This window comes from Pseudonocardia spirodelae (genome assembly GCF_037727765.1).
GTDB classification, from domain to species: Bacteria; Actinomycetota; Actinomycetes; order Mycobacteriales; family Pseudonocardiaceae; genus Pseudonocardia; species Pseudonocardia spirodelae.
This window is the reverse complement of record NZ_JBBJUP010000002.1, coordinates 17710-38414: the sequence shown is the minus strand read 5'-3', so window position 1 is coordinate 38414 and position 20705 is coordinate 17710. Positions and strand designations below refer to the sequence as shown.

The window sequence follows — 20705 nt, the reverse complement described above, 5'->3', positions numbered from 1 at the left end:
GCCGACCCTCTAGGCTGGCCCGACCATGGCCACGCCCGACTCCGTGTACGAGCCGGAGGGGCCCGACGGGTCGGCGCTGCGGCGCCGCGAGCTCGGGCAGACCTCCGCGCGGTCGCTGCTGCTCACCGTGCTCGGCGAGTTCGTGCTCCCGGCCGGGGAGCCGGTGTGGACCCGCGCGCTGCTCGACGTGCTGGGCTCGCTCGGGGTGGAGGCCAAGTCGGCCCGTCAGGCGCTGGCCCGCACCGCCGCCGAGGGGCTGCTGAGCTCCGACCGCGACGGCCGCCGCGTCCGCTGGTCGCTCACCCCCGACGGGGCGCGGCTGCTGTCCGACGGCGCCGCCCGCATCTACGGCTTCGGCCGCCCCGCCGCCGAGTGGGACGGCCGCTGGCTGGTGCTGCTCGCCTCGGTCCCCGAGTCGCGGCGACGGCTGCGGCACCGGCTGCGCACCCGGCTCGCCTGGGCCGGGCTCGGCTCCCCCGCCCCGGGTGTGTGGGTCAGCCCCGACCCGGGCAAGGAGTCCCGGGTCGCCGCGGTCCTCGACGAGCTGGACCTCGGCGCCGCCGGGTACTCCTTCGTCGGGCACTACGGCGGCATCGGCCGCCCCGCCGACGTCGTCGCGCAGGCGTGGGATCTCGACGTCGTCGAGCGCGCCTACTCCGAGTTCCTCGACGAGTTCGGCCCCGCCCTCACCGCCGACGCCCCCGCTGCCGACGCCCCCGCCGCCCCGGCCGCCGACGCGGTGCTCGCCCGCCAGGTCCGGCTGGTCCACGCCTGGCGGCGCTTCCCGTTCCTCGACCCGGAGCTGCCCGCCGAGCTGCTCCCGCCGGCCTGGGCCGGGTCGCGGGCGGCGCAGCGGTACACCACCCTGTACGGGCGGTGGGACGCCCCCGCCCGCGCCGCCTGGGCGGAGCTGGCCGGGCGGCCCTGAGCCCGCCCGGCCGCACGCCCCGCCCGCTCAGCCGCCCAGGCAGCCCGGGCCGAGCAGCGCCTTCAGGTCGCCCATCAGCGCGGAGGTGTGCATGACCTTGAGCGAGTCGTCGAGGCGTAGCGCGGTGACCTTGCTGCCGTAGACCAGCGACAGGTGCACCTCGGAGGTCCCCGGGTGGTGGGTCAGCACCTCCTTGAGCTTCGCCACGCGCTCGGGGGTGCACTGGTCGGTCCGCAGGCTGACCCGGATCGGCAGCCCGGCCTCGCCGGTGGCGAGCTCGGGGACGGCGAGGTCGTTGGCGATCAGGGAGACGCGGTCGTCGCGCTTGTTGACCCGGGCCTTGACCAGCACGATCGCGTCCTCGGCGACGTCGACGCCGACGACCTGGTAGGCCCGCGGGAAGAACAGCACCTCGATCCCGCCCGCGAGGTCCTCGATCTGCGCCGAGGCCCACGGCTCGCCGTTCTTGTTCACCCGGCGGTTGACGTTGGCGAGGATGCCGCCGACGGTGACCTGCGCCCCCTCGGCGACGGTGCCCTCGACGATGTCGGCGATCGAGGTGTCGGACTTCGCGGCGAGGGCCTGCTCCAGGCCCTGCAGCGGGTGCCCGGAGACGTAGAGGCCCAGCATCTCCCGCTCGACGGCGAGCTTGTGCTTGGTGTCCCACTCCTCGTCCGAGACCTTCACGTCGAAGATCCCGCCGAGCCCGCCGTCGCCGTCGCCCTCGCCCGGTCCCTCCAGCGACCCGAACAGGTCGAACTGGCCCATCGACGCGGCCTTCTTGGTGCTCATCACCGCGTCGATCGCGTCGGCGTGCACCAGCAGCAGGCCCTTGCGGGAGTGCCCGAGCGAGTCGAACGCACCCGCCTTGATCAGCGACTCGACGACCTTCTTGTTGCAGACGACCGCGTCGACCTTGCGCAGGAAGTCGGAGAAGTCGACGAAGTTCCCCTTCTCCCGCCGGGCCGCGACGATCGCGTCGACGACGTTGTGGCCGACGTTGCGGATGCCGCCGAGGCCGAAGCGGATGTCGTCGCCGACCGGGGCGAAGTTGCGGACCGAGTCGTTGACGTCGGGCGGCAGCACGCTCAGGCCCATGCGGCGGCACTCCGCCAGGTAGACCGCGGCCTTGTCCTTGTCGTCGCGGACGCTGGTGAGCACCGCGGCCATGTACTCGGCCGGGTAGTTCGCCTTGAGGTAGGCCGTCCAGTAGGAGACGACGCCGTAGGCCGCGGAGTGCGCGCGGTTGAACGCGTAGTCGGAGAACGGCAGCAGGATGTCCCAGAGCGTCGTGATCGCGTTCTCGGAGTAGCCGTTGTCCTTCATGCCCTGGGCGAAGCCGGCGTACTCCTTGTCCAGGATCTCCTTCTTCTTCTTGCCCATCGCGCGGCGGAGCAGGTCCGCCTGGCCGAGCGAGTAGCCCGCCAGCACCTGCGCGATCGACATGACCTGTTCCTGGTAGACGATCAGGCCGAAGGTCTCGCCGAGGACGTCGCGCAGCGGCTCGGCGAGCTCGGGGTGGATCGGCGTGATCTCCTGGCGGCCGTTCTTGCGGTCGGCGTAGTCGTTGTGCGCGTTCGCGCCCATCGGGCCCGGGCGGTACAGCGCGCCGACCGCGGAGATGTGCTCGAACTCGCTGGGCGCCATGCGGCGCAGCAGGTCGCGCATCGGGCCGCCGTCGAGCTGGAACACCCCGAGCGTGTCGCCGCGCGAGAGCAGCTCGTAGGTCCTGCGGTCGTCGAGCTCGAGGTGGTCGAGGTCGACCTCGGGCTTGCCGTTGAGGGTGATGTTCTCCAGGGCGTCGTCGAGGATGGTGAGGTTGCGCAGCCCCAGGAAGTCCATCTTCAGCAGCCCGATGGTCTCGCACACACCCATGTCGAACTGGGTGATGATCGCGCCGTCGGACTCGCGCCGCTGGATCGGGATGACGTCGATCAGCGGGGTCGAGGACATGATCACGCCGGCGGCGTGCACGCCCCACTGCCGCTTGAGGCCCTCCAGGCCGCGGGCGGTGTCGATGATCTCCTTGACCTGCGGGTCGGCCTCGTAGAGGGCGCGGACCTCGGTGGCCTCGGAGTAGCGCTTGTGCGACGGGTCGAAGATCCCCGACAGCGGGATGTCCTTGCCCATCACCGCGGGCGGCATCGCCTTGGAGATGCGGTCGGCGACGGAGTAGCCGGGCTGGCCGTAGAGCACCCGCGCCGAGTCCTTGATCGCGGCCTTCGCCTTGATCGTGGAGTAGGTGATGATCTGGGCGATCCGGTCCTCGCCGTACTTCTCGGTGGTGTAGCGGATCATCTCGCCGCGGCGCCGGTCGTCGAAGTCCATGTCGATGTCGGGCATGGAGACGCGGTCCGGGTTCAGGAACCGCTCGAAGATCAGCTTGTGCCGGATCGGGTCGAGGTCGGTGATGCCCAGGACGTAGGCGACCAGCGAGCCGGCCGCCGAGCCGCGGCCGGGGCCGCAGCGGATGCCGACCGACTTGGCGTGCTGGATGAGGTCCGCGGTCACCAGGAAGTAGCCGGGGTAGCCCATCTTGATGATGACGCCGACCTCGTAGTTCGCCTGCTCGCGGTAGCGCTCGGTGACGCCGTTCGGGAACCGGGCGTGCAGCCCCCGCTCGACCTCCTTGATCAGCCAGGACTCCTCGGTCTCGCCCTCGGGGACCGGCGCCTTGGGCTGCAGGTCCTGGCCGGTGGTGAACTCGATGTTGCACCGCTCCGCGACGAGCAGCGTGTTGTCGCAGGCCTCGGGGTGGATCGGGTCCCACAGGTCACGCATCTCGGCGGCGGACTTGAGGTAGAAGTCCTGCGCGTCGAACTTGAAGCGGTTCGGGTCGGCGAGGGTCTTGCCCGTCTGCACGCACAGGAGCACCTCGTGCGCCTTGGTGTCGTCCGGGTAGGTGTAGTGCAGGTCGTTGGTCGCGAGCCCCGGCAGGCCGAGCTTGTCCTTGAGCCGGAACAGGTCCTCCTGGACCCGCTTCTCGATCTCGATGCCGTGGTCCATGAGCTCCAGGAAGAAGTTGTCCTTCCCGAAGATGTCGCGGTAGTCGCTCGCGGCCTGGCAGGCGGCGTCGAAGTCGTTCTGCTGCAGCAGCCGCGCGACCTCGCCGGACGGGCAGCCGGTCGTCGCGATCAGGCCCTTGCCGTACTTCTCGAGCAGCTCGCGGTCCATGCGGGGCTTGTAGTAGTACCCCTCGAGGCTGGCCAGCGAGGAGAGCCGGAAGAGGTTGTGCATCCCCTCGGTGGTCTCGGCGAGCAGCGTCATGTGGGTGTACATGAGGTCGGGGTTGTTCTCCGACCCGTTGCCCAGCGCGGTCCGCTTGCGCTCGTGGCGCGACCCGGGCGCCAGGTAGCCCTCCATGCCGATGATCGGCTTGATGTCGTGGGCCTTGGCCTTGCGCCAGAACTCGAACGCGCCGTACACGTTGCCGTGGTCGGTCATCGCGATGGCCGGCATCTCGTGCTTGGCGGCCTCGGAGAACAGGTCGTCGAGCCGGGCGGCCCCGTCGAGCATCGAGAACTCGGTGTGGGTGTGGAGATGGACGAAGGAGCCCGCCTTGGTTCCGGCACCAGCCATGTGTGTTCCGCGCTCCTCCCCCGCACCGCTGGGACGGCGCGGACCTCTCCGGCGTGCCGCACGCCCACCGGGCGTGCCGTGCTCCCGCACCGGCCGGCCGGCGGGATGCCGGTGACGGCCGCGGGGCCTGGCGGGGCCCGCACGTCCGGTACCGGGACCCTGCGTGGGCCCGGAGGCCCCCGGCGGTCGGTGCGGGCTCCAGACTAACGGTGGGGTCCGACAGTCCCGGCGACGGCGGCGGGCCACGATCGGGCCGGGGCGTCGCTCCTGCTCATGCCCCGTCCACCCGCGACGGTGGCGTGTCGCGCGGCCCGCGGGGCGTGCCCGGCGACGGGGTGCTCAGGGCACCGGGCCGTCGTCGGGCGGGGGGCTCGCGGTGACGGTCTGCCCGGGCAGCAGCGGCGAGAGCGCCAGCTCCCCGACGGTGGTGCCCGGCGGGGCGGCCTGCACCGCGCGCACCGCGTCGCGGGCGGCGACGGCGTCGAGCCCGGCCCGGTCGGCCGTCACGACCAGCGCGATCACGCACGCGCAGTCCGGGCCGGTGAGCGCCCGGTGCTCGGCGGCGGCGACGGCGGCCCGCCGCTCGAACGCGGCGCGGGCCTGCGGGGTGGCCGCGCCCGCGGCGTCGCGGGCGGCCCGGCCGGCATCCGCGTCGGCGGTGAAGGCGGCCCGCCCGAGCGCGACGCCCAGCGCGGCGGCCGGGTCCCCGGTGCCGGTGACCTGCTCGAAGCGCAGCGCGGTCTGCACGCGCTCCAGCGGCACCCGGAACACCGCGGTCCGCACCTGCGTCCCGGCGGCCGCCGCGGCCGCGCCGGTCGTGCTCAGCGGGCGGGCGAGCTGCACGAGTGCGGGCACCGCGGGCCCGGGCGGCGGGAGCTGCGCGGGCAGCGAGGCCAGGTAGCCGGCGACGTCCTGGCCGGGCTCGGGGCCCAGCCGGACCGAGCCGGTCGCCGTCGCCGGGCCGGCGGACGGGCCGGACCCGGCCGCCCAGACCGCACCGAGGAACACCACGGCCAGCACGGCGACCGCGACCCACAGGCCGCGGGTGCTCAGCCCGGTCATCGCGGGCCGGTCACCGGTCGGTCAGGGCGTCCAGCGCCGCCGCGAGGTCGGCCGGGTAGGGGCTGGTGAACTCGACGTGGCGGCCGTCGGCGGGGTGCTCGAAGCCGAGCGTGCGGGCGTGCAGCCACTGCCGCGTCAGCCCGACCCGCTTGGCCAGCGTCGGGTCCGCGCCGTAGGTGAGGTCGCCGACGCAGGGGTGGCGCAGCGCGGAGAAGTGCACCCGGATCTGGTGGGTGCGCCCGGTCTCCAGGTGCACGTCGAGCAGGCTCGCCGAGCGGAACGCCTCGATGGTGTCGTAGTGGGTGACGCTGGGCTTGCCGCTCTGCATCACCGCGAAGCGGTGGTCGTGGCGCGGGTGCCGGTCGATGGGGGCGTCGACGGTGCCCGACGACGGGTCCGGATGGCCCTGCACGACGGCGTGGTAGCGCTTGTCGACGGTGCGTTCCTTGAACGCCCGCTTCAGGACGGTGTAGGCGTGCTCGGAGGTCGCGACGACCATGACGCCGGTGGTGCCGACGTCGAGCCGGTGCACGATCCCCTGCCGCTCGGCGGCGCCGGAGGTGGACAGCCGGAACCCGAGCGCGGCGAGCCCGCCGGTGACGGTCGGCCCCGTCCAGCCCGGCGAGGGGTGCGCGGCGACCCCGACGGGCTTGTCGACGACGACGATGTCGTCGTCGGAGTGCAGCACCGTCAGCCCGGCGACGACCTCGGCCGGCCCCTCGATGACCGCCGGCGCCTCGGCGTCGGGCAGCTCCACCTCCAGCCAGGACCCGCCGGGCAGCCGGTCGGACTTGCCGGCCTCGCGGCCGTCGACCGACACCCGGCCGGCCTCGGCCAGCCCGGCCACGACGGTGCGCGACAGGCCCAGCAGCCGGGACAGCCCGGCGTCGATCCGCATGCCGTCCAGCCCGTCGGGCACCGGCATGCTGCGCAGCTCACCCACGGTCGCGGCTCCCGTCGATCTCGACGCCGCGCACGGCCATCAGCACCAGCAGGATCCCTCCGCAGACGATCCCCGAGTCGGCGACGTTGAACACCGGGAACACGCTGCCGTCCGGGGAGAAGAAGGCCAGCATGTCGACCACGTGCCCGCGCATCGGGCCGGGCGCACGGAAGAACCGGTCGACCAGGTTGCCCAGCGCCCCGCCCAGGACCAGTCCGAGCCCGACCGCCCAGCCGGTGGACGCCAGCCGCCGCGCGATCCGGATGATCACGCCGACGACGACCACGGCGACGAGGGTCAGCACCCAGGTGTAGCCGGTGGCCATCGACCACGCCGCACCCGGGTTGCGCAACAGCGTGAGGTAGAAGAGGCCGTCGACGACGGTCACCGGCGGCCCGCCCTCCAGGGCGGCGACGGCGGCGATCTTGGTGACGAGGTCGAGCGCGAGCCAGACCGCCGCGATCCCGGCGAGCAGCGCGATCCCGCGCCGGCGTACGGCGGGGTCGACGGGTGTCGCGGGGGGAGGGGGATCGGCACTCACGCCTGTGATTATGCGGGTCGCGCCGCCGCGTCCGTCCGGGCGGTCACCGGGTGCGCCCGTCGTCGCCCCGGTCGCCGCCCTCGTGCCAGCGGACGAGCTTGCCGCCGCGGTCGACGTCGCGGATGCGCTGCTCGGTGGCCTCGCGGTTGTCGCGGGTGCTGACCACGAGGAACTGGTCGCCCTCCCGCAGCCGGGTGTCCCCGCCCGGCGAGAACGCCTCGGCCTCGCGCACGACCAGGCTGACGGTGGCGCCGCGGGGCAGCCGCAGCTCCCGCAGGTAGACCCCGTGCAGCCGCGACCCGGGCGGCACCCGCACCTGCAGCAGCTCGGCGTCGACCTCGTCGAGCGGGGCGGCGTCCACCTCGACCTCGCGGGTGTCGGTGCGCGACACCACCCCGAGCAGCCGCGCCACCCACGGCAGGGTGGTGCCCTGCACCAGCGTCAGCACCACGACCAGCACGAACACGACGTCGACGAGCCGCTGGTTCTGCCCGCCGCCCTCGGTGACCGCGATCAGGGCGAGCACGATGGGCACGGCGCCGCGCAGCCCCGCCCAGGACAGGAACGCCTGCTCGCGCCACGGCACGCGGAACGGGCACGCCGCGGCGAGCACCGACAGCGGCCGCGCGGCGAGCAGCACGATCGCGGCCGCGACCAGCGCGGGCCCGACCGCGGCGGGCAGCCGTTCGGGGACGGCGTAGAGGCCGAGCAGCACGAACAGCCCGATCTGGGCGATCCAGCCGGTGCCCTCGGCGAAGGAGACGACGCCGCTGCGGTGCGGCAGCCGGGAGTTGCCCAGCACCAGCGCGGCGCAGTACGTGGCGAGCAGGCCCGACGCGTGCGCGCCCTGCCCGGCGGCGAAGGCGAGCAGGCAGGACGCGATCGCCGCCAGCGGGTACAGGCCGGTCGCGGGCAGCGCGGCGCGCCGCAGCGCCCACGCCGAGCCCAGCCCGAGGACGACGCCGATCACCGCCCCGGCGGCGAGCTCGTAGACGACCAGCAGCGGCGTCGTCCAGCTGATCGGGTCGGTCCCGGCCAGCACGACGACGGCGATCACCACCGGCGCGTCGTTCATGCCGGACTCGAGCTCCAGGGTCCCGGCCAGGCGCTGCGGCACGGCGACCCCGCGCAGCACGGAGAACACCGCGGCGGCGTCGGTGGAGGACAGCACCGCGCCCCACAGCAGCGCGGTGCGCCACTCCAGGTCCAGCAGCAGGTGCAGCAGCCCGCCGGCGACGGCGATCGACACCAGCACCGACAGGGTCGACAGCAGCAGCCCCAGCCCGAGCGCGGGCCGCACCGCCGACCAGCGGGTGGTCAGGCCGCCCTCGGTGAGGATCAGCACCAGCGCGGTCAGCCCGAGGGACTCGGTGAGGCCGGTGTCGTCGAAGGGGATGCCCAGCACCGACTCGCCGAGCAGCACCCCGATGCCCAGGTAGAGCAGCAGCGAGGGCAGCCCGACCCGGACCGAGACCCGGACCGCGAGCACGCCGAGCAGCAGCACCCCCGCGGAGATGCCGAGCATCAGCTCCAGGCTCATCCCGGGCCCCCGCTCAGGGCGACCAGGTCAGGGTGACGGCGTCGGTGCGCCGCGGCGGGATCCCCGCGAGCTCCCGCGCGACCTCGGGCTCGCGGTCGGCGGGCAGGCACAGCCGGCGGGTGACCCAGCGCGCGTCGTGCGGGAGGCGGCGGTCGCGCTGCCAGGTCCGCACCTCCGGCGTCGTCCCGAGCTCCTCGACGAGCACGGCGACGGCGTCCTCGGCGGTGGCCGACGGGGGCCGGTGCAGGTCGTGGAACCGCCCCCACAGCGGGTCGAGCCAGGCCATCGGGTGCTCGGGCAGCATCTCGACCACCACGCCACCGGCCCCGCCGCGGGTCCGGACGGCCGCGGTCAGCGCGGCCAGGAACGGCGGCAGGTCCACCACGTTGTGCAGCACGTGGTGGCAGACGACGACGTCGTGCCGGCCGGCCCGCGGCGCCGCCTCCGGCCAGTCGCCGTGCACGGTGGCGTGCGGGAGCCGGCGCTCGGCGGCGGCGGCGGCGAACACCGCGAGCATGTCCGCCTGGCGGTCGACACCGACGACGCGGGCGACCGGCGACGGCTCGGTGCCCACGGCGCCGAACGCGGCCTCCCCGCCGCCGCAGCCGACGTCGAGCACGGAGGCGCCGGAGCAGCTCAGCGCGGCGGAGCGCTCGGCGAGGGCACGCGCGGCCCGGTGCGACGGCGTGTCCGCGGGGACCGCGGGCGGGGTGAAGGCGGCCGGGTCGTGGACCCACGGGTCGGCGGGGGCGGCGGCCAGGATCGCGGCGGGGATCCCGCGCGCGGCCTGCCGCTCCCGCCACCGCTGTGCCGCGTCACCCACGCGGGGAGCCTAGCGGGGGTGCCGGATCACCCCGCCGACCAGTAGCGGGTCCCCTCCCCGCGCACGATCCGGCCGAACGCGGCCTCCGGGAAGTGCCCGCAGCCGACGACGGTGCCGGTGCCCTCCAGCTCGTCGAGCAGGCGCTCGCGGGTGGCCGATGCGGTGACCGGGTCGACGTCGAACAGCACCGACCACTCCGGCTCCGGCAGCTGCGCGGGGCAGTGCGCCACGTCGCCGAGCAGGACGGCGCGCTCGGCGCCGGAGGACACCACGACCGACTGGTGGCCGGGGGTGTGCCCGGGGGTGGCGCGCACGGTGACGCCGGGCGCGACGCTCTGCCCGTCGGCGCAGAACTCCAGGCGTGGGGAGATCGGGTCGAGCACGGTGTCCGCCGGCGGCGCGAAGGGGGCATCCGGGTTGTCCCGCCAGAACGCGACCTCGGCCTCGTCGCCGACGAGGTGCACCGCGTTCGGGAAGGTGAGGCCGCCGTCGCCGGAGGTCCAGCCGGTGTGGTCGGAGTGCAGGTGGGTGTAGAGGACGGTGTCGACCTCGCCCGGGGACACCCCGGCGGCGGCGAGGGACTCCAGCAGCTTTCCGCTGGTCGCGGTGGCGAACCCGGGGATCTCGACCTCGGCGACGCCGAGCCCGAGGTCGACGACGACGGTCCGGTCGCCGGAGCGGATCAGGAACCCGCCGATGGAGACCACGACGCGGCCGTCGCCGTCGAGCCAGCGGGAGTGCCGCTCCCACGCCTGCTGGTCGACCGAGGCGGGGAACATCCCGACGGGGTCGAAGTGGCCCTCGCCGTCGGGGAGGTAGGTGATCGCGATGTCCCCGACGGTGACGGTCCGGGACGGGGCGGGCTGGGCCACGGGTGCTCCTGCGGGTCGACGGCGGTGTCGTGGCATCGCGGGATGCGCACCCCGCGATGCCACCGCCGACCGTAGGGAACGGACCGTCGCCGCACGACCGGTCGTGCACGACGGGTCGGCGAGCGGCGCCGGTCCGTGGCCGGGCGACGCGGCCGGGCCCGCGGCGGTCCCCCGGGCCCGGCCGTCGCGGGTCAGGCCCGGGCGACCGCGGCGCCCAGCGTCACCGTGGCGCCGTCGGGGGCGACGACCTGCCCGGTGGAGCCGGTGGCCGTCGCGCCGTAGGCGACCGAGGTCGCGAGGACCTCGCCGAGGACGAAGGCCTCGTGGGCGCGGACGGCGTCGAGCACCGCGTCCGGCCCGCCCAGGGTCAGCGCGATCCGGTCGGACACGTCCAGGCCGGCGTCGCGGCGGGCCTGCTGCACGACGCGGACGACGTCGCGGGCGGTGCCCTCCGCGGCCAGCTCCGGGGTGACCGTGGTGTCGAGGACGACGAGCCCCGCGTTCCCGGGCAGCGCCTGGGTCCGCTCCGGATCGGCGGCGACCAGCTTCTCGGTGAACTCGCCGGGCTGCAGCACGATGCCGGCCGCGACCACGGTGTCCCCGTCCTGGGTCCACTCCCCCGCCTTGACCGCGCGGATGCAGGTCTGCACGTCGCGGCCCAGGCGCGGGCCTGCGACCCGTGCGTTGACCGCGATCTCGAACCGGCCGTGCGCGGCGACGTCGTCGGTCAGCTCGACCGCGCGGACGTTGACCTCGTCGGCGAGCAGCCCGGTGAAGTCCTCCAGGGTCTTCGCGTCGGCCGCGGCCACCGTCAGCGACGGCAGCGGCTGGCGCACCCGGACCTTCGCGGACTTGCGCAGCGACAGCGCGGCGCTCGCGACCTGGCGGATCCGGTCCATCCCGGCGACCAGGCCGTCGTCGTGCGGGAGCGCCGCGGCGACGGCGGGGCCCTCGAGCGAGGCGTCGTGCCCGGCGGGCCAGTCGGTCAGGTGGACCGAGCGCCCGCCGGTCAGCCCGCGCCAGACGGCCTCGGCCGTCAGCGGCAGCAGCGGGGCCGCGATCCGGCAGGTCACCTCCAGCACGGTGTGCAGGGTGTCGACGGCGTCCTGGCGCACGGCCGGGTCCTCGGACCAGAACCGCTCGCGGGAGCGCCGGACGTACCAGTTGGTCAGCGTCTCGGCGTGCTCGCGGATCCGCTCGCAGGCGCCGGCGATGTCGTAGGCGTCCATCGCCGCGGTGACGCCGTCGACGAGGTCGGCGGTCTTCGCCAGCACGTAGCGGTCCAGCACGTGCGGGCTGTCGGTCCGCCAGGTGCCCCGCTCGCCGCCGGCGTAGAGCGACAGGAAGTACCAGGTGTTCCACAGCGGCAGGATCGCCTGGCGGACGCCCTCGCGGATGCCCTGCTCGGTGACGACGAGGTTCCCGCCGCGCAGGATCGGGCTGGCCATGAGGAACCACCGCATGGCGTCGGAGCCGTCGCGGTCGAAGACCTCGTTGACGTCGGGGTAGTTCTTGCGCGACTTGGACATCTTGGCGCCGTCGTCGCCCAGGACGATGCCGTGCGCGACGCAGGTGCGGAACGCGGGCCGGTCGAACAGCGCGGTCGCGAGCACGTGCAGCGTGTAGAACCAGCCGCGGGTCTGGCCGTTGTACTCGACGATGAAGTCGCCCGGGTAGTGGTGCTCGAACCAGTCGGCGTTCTGGAACGGGTAGTGGACCTGCGCGAACGGCATCGACCCGGACTCGAACCAGCAGTCGAGCACCTCGGGGACCCGGCGCATGGTCGAGCGCCCCGTCGGGTCGTCGGGGTTGGGCCGGGTGAGCTGGTCGACGTAGGGGCGGTGCAGGTCGGTCGGGCGCACGCCGAAGTCGCGCTCGATCTCGTCGAGCGAGCCGTAGACGTCGGTCCTCGGGTGGCGGGGGTCGTCGGACTGCCACACCGGGATCGGGCTGCCCCAGTAGCGGTTGCGGGAGATGCCCCAGTCGCGGGCGCCCTCGAGCCACTTGCCGAACTGGCCGTCGCGCACGTGGGCCGGGGTCCAGTCGATCTGCTGGTTCAGCTCGACCATGCGGTCGCGGAACTGCGTGACCCGCACGAACCAGGAGTCGACGGCGCGCTGGATGAGCGCGTTGCCGCAGCGCCAGCAGTGCGGGTACGGGTGGTCGTAGGTCTCGTGGCGCAGCAGGACGCCCTGGGTGTGGGCGCCGCGCTCCTTGAGGTCGCGGATGATCTGCGGGTTCGCGTCGAACACCTGCATGCCGGCGTAGGGCGGGACCTCGGTGGTGAACTCGCCGCGGGAGTCGACCGGGTTGACGACCTCGATGCCGGCCGCGTCGGTGACCTCCTTGTCCTCCTCACCGAAGGCGGGCGCGATGTGGACGAGCCCGGTGCCGTCCTCGGTGGTGACGTAGTCCGCCGACAGCACCCGGTGGGCGTTCGCGCGGCCGGTGAAGAAGTCGAACGGCGGGGTGTAGCTCGCGCCGAGCAGGTCGCGCCCGGTGACGCGGGCCAGGACGGGCGGGTCCTCCCCCAGCTCGCGGACGTAGGCCGCGACGCGGGCCTCGGCGAGCAGCCAGCGCTCGCCGTGCGCGTCCACCACGACGTAGTCGACGTCGGGGTGCACGGCCATGGCGAGGTTGGAGGGCAGGGTCCACGGCGTGGTCGTCCAGACCAGGGCCAGCGCGCCGTCGGTCTCCGGACGGTCCGGGGTCGAGAGCCGCAGGCCCACGGTGACGGCCGGGTCCTGCCGGTCGAGGTAGACGTCGTCCATCTTGGTCTCGGTGGCCGACAGCGGCGTCTCGCAGCGCCAGCAGTACCAGAGCACCCGGAACCCGGAGTACACGAGACCCTTGTCCCACAACGACTTGAAGGCCCACATGACGGACTCCATGTAGTCCAGGTCGAGGGTCTTGTAGTCGTCGTCGAAGTCGACCCAGCGGGCCTGGCGGGTCACGTAGTCGCGCCACTCGCCGGTGTAGCGCAGCACCGAGGTACGGCACGCCTCGTTGAACGCGGCGACGCCCATCTCGTCGATCTCGGACTTGTGCTTGATGCCGAGCTGGTTCTCGGTCTCGACCTCGGCGGGGAGGCCGTGGGTGTCCCAGCCGAAGCGGCGCTCGACGCGGTGGCCGCGCATGGTGCGGTAGCGCGGGACGACGTCCTTGACGTAGCCGGTCAGCAGGTGACCGTAGTGCGGCAGGCCGTTGGCGAAGGGCGGGCCGTCGTAGAAGACGTACTCACGGGCGCCGTTCTCGCCGGCCGGGCGCTGGTCGATCGAGGCGCGGAAGGTGTCGTCGGCGTCCCACGACGCGAGCACGTCCTGCTCGAGCGTCGGGAAGGACGGGTGCGCCGGGACCTCGGGGTAGCCGCTCACGTGTCGCTCCTCGTGCGGATGCTCTCGCTCTCGCACGGGGACGACGACGGCCGCTCGTCTCGGCCGTGCCGCGGTACCACCCCGCTTGCCCGCGCGACGGGCGCGCGGGCCTCTCGTTCGACGGCGCTGACGGGCCGCACCCGTCCGGTTCTACTCCGGCCGCCGGAGCGGCCGTTTCTTCCGGAGGCTCCCCGGTGATGGCCGGATCGGTGCCTGTGGAACCAGGGTAGCGCGCGGGCGCACCCGGATATTCCGCGGGCCGCCGGAGCGCGGCCGGAGCGCCGTCAGCGCGCCTCGGCGGGGTGCCGCTCGCCGAGGGTCCGGTTGGGTGCGCACCAGCCGCCCGGGGTGACGCCGAGCTCGACGGCCTCGCTGACGGGCAGCGGGATCACCGGCCGGCCGGTGAGCGCCCGGCAGGTCTGCACGTGGTAGCGCGGGTGCTCGTCGATGACCAGGACCTCGTCGGGAAGCCGGGCGGCAAGCGCGGCCAGCGTCGGGTCGCGGGGCTCCTCCGGGGAGTCGTCGCCGGGCCCGCCCGGGTCACCGGCGGGCTCCTGCGCCGCGGCGCCGTCCGAGCCGCCGGACGTCTCCGCACCCGCCCCGCCGGGGGCACCGGAAGCGCCCGCGCCGGTCGCGGTGGTCGCCGCGATTCCGGCGGCCGCATCGGCGGTGGAGCCGGACGTGTCGCCCGGGTCGCCCCCGGGCGGCGTGCCCGTGGCGCCCGCGGGCGTCGAGCCGGCGGGGGCGCCGGGCTCCTGCCCGGTGGCGCGCACCGCCGTGGTCCGTTCGCCGGACGCGGCCGTTCCCGCCGCGCCGGGTGCGCCGGGGGTGCCGGGGCCGCCGGAGCGGGGGCCGTCCGGGGCCGTGTCCGCCGCGGTTGCGGCGGGGGCGCCGGACCCGGCGCCGAAGCCCGGGTCGTCGGAACCCGCGCGGGACCCGTCCTGCGTGTCGCGCGTCCCACGTCCGGACCGGGTCGAGAGCGCGGCCGCCGCACCGGCCGTCACGCCCGCGGCTCCGGCCGCCGTCGTGCTCGTGGTGTCCGCGCCACCGCCCGTCCCGGAGCCGCCGGATGCGGGGTCGCCGGTGGCGCCGGACGGGTCCGCGCCCGCGGAGGACGCCGAGGCGCCGTCCCCGGGCGCGGCGGAGGAACCGGACCCTGCCGGGTCGCCGCCACGACCCGCACCGTCCGTCCCCTCCGGTCCCGACACGTCCGGGGTCGCCGTGGCCGCGGTCGCGGCGGCCTCGGCCCCGGATTCGGTCACCGTGCGTGACGAAGAACCACTCGATCGAGAAGCGCCGGACGGTCCCTCCGCAGAGCCGGACGGCCGGACCACCGGCATCCGGATGGTCTGGTCGGTCGCGTTCGGCTCCGCCTCCGGCCCGGCCGTGGTCCCCGCGGACCGCGCGCCGTCCGGTCTCACGACCGGCAGCACCTGGGTCGCGGGCTCCATGTCGGCGCCGTAGCGCGCCTCCATCTCGGCCCGGTCCGACGACGACGGCGCACCCGCCGCGGCACCGCCGCGGGCCGACGCCTCGGCCTCGGCCCGGTCACCGGCCTTCACCGCGGACCGGGTCTGCCACCAGTCGTAGGCGAGCACCAGGCCCGCGATCAGGCTGATGACCACCGATGTCCACGCCAGCGCCACCACGTGCAGGAACCATCCTGCGAGCAGCAGCACCAGCGCGATGACCACGAGGATCAGGACCAGCACCAGCATCGGCGAACTCCGTCGGTCGGCAGCGGCACCTGTCCGCTACCCGGTCGTCGTCGGTCGTCCCCGGCGCCCCGGTGGGGGCGCCGCGGGGCGGGTCAGCTCCCGGTGTCGGCCCGCTGGCCGTACCCGGAGGCGGCGTACCCGCCGTTCGAGCCCGACCTGCCGGCACCGGAGCCGTCCGACGGGGCAGCCGAACCACGACCCTCCAGGTCGCGCAGCTGCGACTCCAGGTAGGTCTTCAGGCGGGTGCGGTACTCCCGCTCGAAGGTCCGGAGCTCGTCGATCTTCTTCTCCAGCACGGACTTGTCGCGCTGGATCGCACCCATGATCTCGTTCTGCTTGCGCTCGGCGTCGCTGACCAGGCCGGACGCCTTGTCACGCGACTGCCGCTCGAGCGTCTCGGCCCGGGTGCGGGCGTCGTTGAGCATGGTCTCGGCGCGCGAGCGCGCGTCGTTGACCAGGCCGTCGGCCTTCGTCCGGGCGTCCGAGAGCAGCTGCTCGGACTTGTTCCGGGCGTCCGACAGCATCGTGTCGGCCTCGTTCTTGGCCTCCGCGGTCAGGCGGTCGGCCATCTCCTGGGCGAGGCCCAGGACCTTGGCGGCCTGCACGTGGTGGTCCCCGCCGTCGGCATCGGCGGGAGCGGCACCGGCCAGCTGCGGCGCGGGAGCACCCGCACCACGGCCCATCGGCGACGGCGAGGCGGCGAGCGCCTGGGTCTGGACCGGCTGGTTCCGGGCCTCGTCCAGGTCGGCCTCGGCGTCGCCGAGGCGCTGCTCGAGCTGCGCGACCTGGTCGCGCAGGTCGTCGTTCTCCCCGATCAGGCGGGCCAGTTCGGCCTCGACCAGATCGAGGAAGGCGTCGACCTCGTCCTCGTTGTAACCCCGCTTCCCGATCGGGGGTTTGCTGAACGCGACGTTATGAACGTCGGCGGGCGTCAGCGGCATCGGATCACCTCATGCGGTCCTCGGCGGCACTCCCGGGTGACTGGGGCTCATCCCAGGAGCTGTGATCTGACGGTGCTCATCGAGATGAACACCACCAGCAACAGAACCATAATCGACAGGTCCAGTCCTACGCCTCCGATACGGACCACGGGGATCACTCTCCGCAGCAACTTGACCGGAGGGTCGGTCACGGTGAAGACGACCTCGAGCGCCACGGCGGGCGCTCCGGCGGGTCGCCACTGGCGCGCGAAGGACCGGACCATCTCGACGACGATCCGGGCCGCGAGCAGCAGCCAGAAGAAGAACAGGACGTAGTAGATCAACGTCAGGATCGGGTCGGCCACGACTCAATCCTGTCGGAAAGCTCCGCGCTCGGCGAGCCTCCGGGCGTCGTCCGCGGACACCTCGACGTCCGCCGGGGTGAGCAGGAACACGCGGTCGGTGACCTTGTCGATGCTCCCGCGCAGCGCGAACGCCAGGCCGGCGGCGAAGTCCACCAGGCGTTTCGCGGCGGCACCGTCCAGATCCGTGAGGTTCATGATGACGGGCACACCGTCGCGGTAGCGCTCGCCGATCGTGCGCGCCTCGTTGTAGCTGCGGGGGTGCAGCGTGGTGATCGAGGCCGGTGCGACGGCGTTCCGGTCGCGCTGCTCGGGCACCGGCGCGGGGGCCGCGACGGGCTCGCTGCGCTCCTCCCGGGCGGGGCCGCGCAGGGCCTCCGGGTCCATCGCGAGGGAGCCGCGCACGGCGGCCCCGGCGCCCCCGCCGAGCGGGGCGGGCAGGCCGCCGCGGTCGGACACGAGCCCGAGGGACTCCCGCTCACCGCGTGGATCCTGCCGCACGGCGCGCGCCGACCGGAGGGGCTCCCGCGCCGGGCGGGCGCCCCAGCCGTCGTCGTAGCGGCCGGGCGTGTCGTAACGGTCGTCCTCGTAGGACACCGGGTCGGCGAACCGACCGTTCCCGGCGGACCAACGGTCGCCACGCGGGCCGGCGTGCTGCTCGTGGCCGCCCCGGTAGTGGTCCGGCTCGTCCACGTAGTCCATCTCGTCGGCCGGGACCATGCCGAAGTACGCCTTCAGCCGGTACATCGCGCTCATCCGCTGTCCCCTCGCAGTACTGCTCGACTCCGTACGCGTCCTGACCGCACGCGTACCCGCGTTCTGGCGACGGTCTCGCCGATGGGCCATTACCCGCACCGACCAGCGATTACTCGGAGGCTATCCGGCGATCCCCCACAAGAGCCGTACCGACACGCACCACGGTCGATCCGTGACCGATCGCGGACTCGAGGTCCCCGCTCATCCCGGCCGACAGGACGGTGGCGCCGGGGTGGCGCTCCCGGGTCCGCCGGGCCGCCTCGGCGACCTGCTCGAAGGCCGCGCCCGCCTCCCACCCGAGCGGCGCGACGGCCATCAGGCCGGCCAGTTCGAGCCCCGGCAGCGCTCCCACCAGGTCCGTCAGCGCGGCGAGGTCGGCGGGCGCGACGCCGCCGCGGTCCGGGTCACCGTCCACGCTGTACTGCACGAGCACCGGCAGCGGGCCGCTCCGCTCCCCCGCGTCGCGGGCCTTCGCCACCTCCTTGTCGATCGCGCGGGCCAGCCGCGGCGAGTCGACGGAGTCGATGCGGGTCACCCACGGGAGCACCGTGCGCACCTTGTTCCGCTGCAGACCGCCGACGAAGAACCAGTCCGGTGCCGCGTCCGGGCGCAGCTCGTGCACCGCCCCGACCTTGGCCGCCGCCTCCTGGGCGCGGTTCTCGGCGAACGCGCCGAGCCCCAGGTCGAGCAGGGCCGCCACGTCGGTGGCGGGGACGGTCTTGGTCACGGCGAGCAGCGCCACCTCCGACGGGTCGCGCCCGGCGTCGCGGCAGGCCGCCGCGATCCGGTCGCGGACGGCGGCGAGGCGGCCGGTCAGCTCGGTGACGCGGTCGGTGGTGCGGTCGGTGGCGCGGGCGGAGAGGTCGGACACGGCGTCCATCGTTCCCGCCCGTGCGCGCCGTCGCGAGCCCCGGGGCCTAGCGGGGGTCGAGCCAGGTGATCGCGGCCTGGCGGCCGCAGCGGCCCTCCCGGCGGTGGCTGAACAGGTCGGGGTCCTCGATGGTGCAGCGCGGGTCGGCGCCCACCTTCGTCACCCCGAGTGCGGCGAGGCGGCGGGTCAGGCCGGCGCGCAGGTCGAGGCCCGCGGTGCCGGTGCGGGTCCGTGACGCGCTGCCGGGCAGCGCCGCCTCGACCTCCGCCCGCATCGCGGGCGGCACCTCGTAGCAGCGGCCGCAGACGGCCGGCCCGAGCAGGACCTCCAGCCGTCCCGGCTCGGCGCCGAGTGCCGTCATGGCCTCGACGGTGGCGTCGAGGACACCGGCGGCGGCCCCGACGCGCCCGGCGTGCGCGGCCCCGACCACACCGGCGACCGGGTCGCCGAGCAGCACCGGGACGCAGTCGGCGGCGAGCACCGCGACGCCCAGCAGCGGGACGTCGGTGACGACGGCGTCGACGTCCGGGAGGTCGGGTGCGACCCCGCCCGTCCCGGCGCGGGCCCGCGGGACCTCGCGCAGCACGGCGACGTCGCGCCCGTGCACCTGACGGAGGAAGACCAGCCCGGACAGGCCGAGCTCGCGCACCACCCGGGCCCGGTTCGCGGTGACCGCCGCCGGGTCGTCGCCGACCCCGGCGGACAGGTTGAACGAGGTGAACGGGCCCTCCGAGCGGCCGCCCGCCCGGGTGGTGGTCACCCGCCGGATCCGGGCGGCGCGCCCGGCCGGCGCGGTGGGCGCGACGGGTTCGGACGGCACGCGGGTCAGCGCCGCATGAACGGCGGGACGTCCACCTCGTCCTCGACCGGCTCGGCCGGACGGGCGCCCACCGTGCCGTGCGAGGTGCCGTGCGAGGTGCCGTGCGACGTCGGCGACGCCGGGGCGGACATCGGCCCGGACGGGACGGCCGCGCCGTCGCCGCCGTGGTGCGCGGCGTCGGAGCGGATCTCCTGGCGCGGGGCCGGGGCGGCCGGGGGCAGCACCCCGGTGCGCTCCGGCGCGGCGGCCTGCGGCTGCTGCGGGGCGGGCGCGGCCCAGCGAGCCTGGCCGCCCTGCTGCGCGGGCGGGGCCTGCTGCTGCGGCGCGGTCTGCTCGACCGGCTGCGTCTGCTCCTGCTGCGGCGGCGCCGGCGGCGCGGCCTGCGGGGCCGGCGCGGCGGGCCTGCCGGTGCCCCGGGAGAACACCGCGGGCTCGAGCTTCTTGTGGGTGGGCGTGCCGCCCTCGAAGCCGGCGGCGATCACGGTGATGCGGACCTCGTCGCCGAGCGAGTCGTCGATCACCGTGCCGAAGATGATGTTGGCCTCGGGGTGGGCGGCCTCCTGGACCAGCGACGCGGCCTCGTGGATCTCGAACAGGCCGAGGTCCGAGCCGCCCGCGATCGAGAGCAGCACGCCCTGCGCGCCGTCCATCGACGCCTCGAGCAGCGGCGAGTTGATGGCCTTCTCGGCGGCCTGCACCGCGCGACCCTCGCCGCGGGCGGACCCTATCCCCATCAGCGCCGACCCCGCCCCGGACATGACCGACTTGACGTCGGCGAAGTCGAGGTTGATCAGGCCGGGCGTGGTGATCAGGTTGGTGATGCCCTGGACACCGGAGAGCAGCACCTCGTCGGCCGAGCGGAACGCGTCCATCAGCGAGACGCCGACGTCGCCGAGCTGCAGCAGCCGGTCGTTCGGGATGACGATGAGGGTGTCGCACTCGTTGCGCAGGGCCTGGATGCCCTCCTCGGCCTGGCCGGCGCGGCGACGCCCCTCGAAGGTGAACGGCCGGGTCACGACACCGATGGTCAGCGCGCCGAGCTTGCGGGCGATGGACGCGACGACGGGCGCGCCGCCGGTGCCCGTCCCGCCGCCCTCACCGGCGGTGACGAAGACCATGTCGGCCCCCTTGAGGACCTCCTCGATCTCCTCGGCGTGGTCCTCGGCGGCCTTGCCCCCGACCTCGGGGTTGGCGCCGGCACCCAGACCGCGGGTGAGCTCGCGGCCGATGTCGAGCTTGACGTCGGCGTCGGACATGAGGAGGGCCTGGGCGTCGGTGTTCACCGCGATGAACTCGACGCCCTTGAGGCCGACCTCGATCATCCGGTTGACGGCGTTGACGCCGCCGCCACCGATGCCGACCACCTTGATCACTGCCAGGTAGTTGTGCGGGGGCGTCATGCGCGGCACCTTCCAGTCGCTCGGGGTCCGGGGTTCGGGTGGGTCAAGCTCCGGGTGCCCCGGGCCTTCGGGTGCGCACGCTAAGTGGACTTCGTGCCCCGGGTCCAGCAGGCGCGCCGCGCGATGACGACACCCCGCCCGGGTGGTTCGGCCCCACTGCAGTGGGAAACGCGCACGGTCGCCGCGCCGTCACACC

At 74.5% G+C, this 20705-nt stretch carries 16 protein-coding genes; 1 reads left to right on the top strand and 15 read right to left on the bottom strand.

Translation table 11 applies throughout. The features are described 5' to 3' along the window. Positions 1-25: 25 nt before the first annotated feature. Positions 26-928, top strand: a complete 903-nt coding sequence (locus WJX68_RS02475) for a PaaX family transcriptional regulator (protein WP_340285909.1) — start codon at positions 26-28, stop codon at positions 926-928. A gap of 27 nt (positions 929-955) precedes the next feature. Here WJX68_RS02475 and dnaE read toward each other — a convergent pair whose 3' ends face one another. From dnaE to ftsZ, 15 genes are all read right to left on the bottom strand, one after another. After that, positions 956-4507, bottom strand: coding sequence for a DNA polymerase III subunit alpha (dnaE, locus tag WJX68_RS02470; RefSeq protein ID WP_340285908.1), 3552 nt, complete (start codon positions 4505-4507; stop codon positions 956-958). A 339-nt stretch (positions 4508-4846) separates the two neighbouring features. Beyond that, a complete protein-coding gene (locus WJX68_RS02465; RefSeq protein ID WP_340285907.1) occupies positions 4847-5569 on the bottom strand; it encodes a hypothetical protein in 723 nt (240 codons plus the stop codon). A gap of 10 nt (positions 5570-5579) precedes the next feature. Then, on the bottom strand, positions 5580-6494 hold the full coding sequence (locus WJX68_RS02460; protein ID WP_340286204.1) for an RluA family pseudouridine synthase: 915 nt from the start codon (positions 6492-6494) through the stop codon (positions 5580-5582). Between the two features lie 10 nt (positions 6495-6504). Next, the gene (gene lspA, locus WJX68_RS02455) at positions 6505-7053 is read right to left on the bottom strand and encodes a signal peptidase II (protein WP_340285906.1); all 549 of its coding nucleotides are present in this window, start codon (positions 7051-7053) and stop codon (positions 6505-6507) included. Between the two features lie 43 nt (positions 7054-7096). After that, positions 7097-8593 (bottom strand): potassium/proton antiporter, encoded by a 1497-nt coding sequence (locus WJX68_RS02450; RefSeq protein WP_340285905.1) that lies wholly within the window; start codon positions 8591-8593, stop codon positions 7097-7099. Between the two features lie 13 nt (positions 8594-8606). Then, positions 8607-9416 carry a class I SAM-dependent methyltransferase gene (locus WJX68_RS02445; RefSeq protein ID WP_340285904.1) on the bottom strand — a complete coding sequence of 270 codons (810 nt, stop codon included), beginning with the start codon at positions 9414-9416 and terminating at the stop codon, positions 8607-8609. Between the two features lie 26 nt (positions 9417-9442). Next, positions 9443-10288, bottom strand: coding sequence for an MBL fold metallo-hydrolase (locus WJX68_RS02440; protein WP_340285903.1), 846 nt, complete (start codon positions 10286-10288; stop codon positions 9443-9445). A gap of 191 nt (positions 10289-10479) precedes the next feature. Next, the gene (gene ileS / locus WJX68_RS02435; protein ID WP_340285902.1) at positions 10480-13662 is read right to left on the bottom strand and encodes an isoleucine--tRNA ligase; all 3183 of its coding nucleotides are present in this window, start codon (positions 13660-13662) and stop codon (positions 10480-10482) included. Between the two features lie 284 nt (positions 13663-13946). Beyond that, the gene (locus WJX68_RS02430; RefSeq protein ID WP_340285901.1) at positions 13947-15380 is read right to left on the bottom strand and encodes a hypothetical protein; all 1434 of its coding nucleotides are present in this window, start codon (positions 15378-15380) and stop codon (positions 13947-13949) included. A gap of 92 nt (positions 15381-15472) precedes the next feature. Next, positions 15473-16321, bottom strand: a complete 849-nt coding sequence (gene wag31 / locus WJX68_RS02425; protein ID WP_340285900.1) for a DivIVA-like cell division protein Wag31 — start codon at positions 16319-16321, stop codon at positions 15473-15475. Between the two features lie 47 nt (positions 16322-16368). Beyond that, the gene (locus WJX68_RS02420; RefSeq protein ID WP_422785639.1) at positions 16369-16665 is read right to left on the bottom strand and encodes a YggT family protein; all 297 of its coding nucleotides are present in this window, start codon (positions 16663-16665) and stop codon (positions 16369-16371) included. Between the two features lie 3 nt (positions 16666-16668). After that, on the bottom strand, positions 16669-17418 hold the full coding sequence (locus WJX68_RS02415) for a cell division protein SepF (protein WP_340285899.1): 750 nt from the start codon (positions 17416-17418) through the stop codon (positions 16669-16671). 109 nt (positions 17419-17527) lie between these two features. Next, complete coding sequence (locus tag WJX68_RS02410) at positions 17528-18298, bottom strand: YggS family pyridoxal phosphate-dependent enzyme (RefSeq protein WP_422785638.1); 771 nt, start codon at positions 18296-18298, stop codon at positions 17528-17530. A gap of 37 nt (positions 18299-18335) precedes the next feature. Beyond that, complete coding sequence (pgeF, locus tag WJX68_RS02405; RefSeq protein ID WP_340285898.1) at positions 18336-19109, bottom strand: peptidoglycan editing factor PgeF; 774 nt, start codon at positions 19107-19109, stop codon at positions 18336-18338. Between the two features lie 5 nt (positions 19110-19114). After that, on the bottom strand, positions 19115-20509 hold the full coding sequence (gene ftsZ / locus WJX68_RS02400) for a cell division protein FtsZ (RefSeq protein WP_340285897.1): 1395 nt from the start codon (positions 20507-20509) through the stop codon (positions 19115-19117). Between the last annotated feature and the right edge of the window lie 196 nt (positions 20510-20705).

Coding starts and splice junctions, on each gene's coding strand:
- wag31 (WP_340285900.1), bottom strand. CDS start 16,321: ATGCCGCTGACGCCCGCCGACGTTCATAACGTCGCGTTCAGCAAACCC.
- WJX68_RS02460 (WP_340286204.1), bottom strand. CDS start 6,494: ATGCCGGTGCCCGACGGGCTGGACGGCATGCGGATCGACGCCGGGCTG.
- WJX68_RS02415 (WP_340285899.1), bottom strand. CDS start 17,418: ATGAGCGCGATGTACCGGCTGAAGGCGTACTTCGGCATGGTCCCGGCC.
- WJX68_RS02410 (WP_422785638.1), bottom strand. CDS start 18,298: ATGGACGCCGTGTCCGACCTCTCCGCCCGCGCCACCGACCGCACCACC.
- WJX68_RS02465 (WP_340285907.1), bottom strand. CDS start 5,569: ATGACCGGGCTGAGCACCCGCGGCCTGTGGGTCGCGGTCGCCGTGCTG.
- ftsZ (WP_340285897.1), bottom strand. CDS start 20,509: ATGACGCCCCCGCACAACTACCTGGCAGTGATCAAGGTGGTCGGCATC.
- WJX68_RS02430 (WP_340285901.1), bottom strand. CDS start 15,380: ATGCTGGTGCTGGTCCTGATCCTCGTGGTCATCGCGCTGGTGCTGCTG.
- dnaE (WP_340285908.1), bottom strand. CDS start 4,507: ATGGCTGGTGCCGGAACCAAGGCGGGCTCCTTCGTCCATCTCCACACC.
- WJX68_RS02450 (WP_340285905.1), bottom strand. CDS start 8,593: ATGAGCCTGGAGCTGATGCTCGGCATCTCCGCGGGGGTGCTGCTGCTC.
- WJX68_RS02475 (WP_340285909.1), top strand. CDS start 26: ATGGCCACGCCCGACTCCGTGTACGAGCCGGAGGGGCCCGACGGGTCG.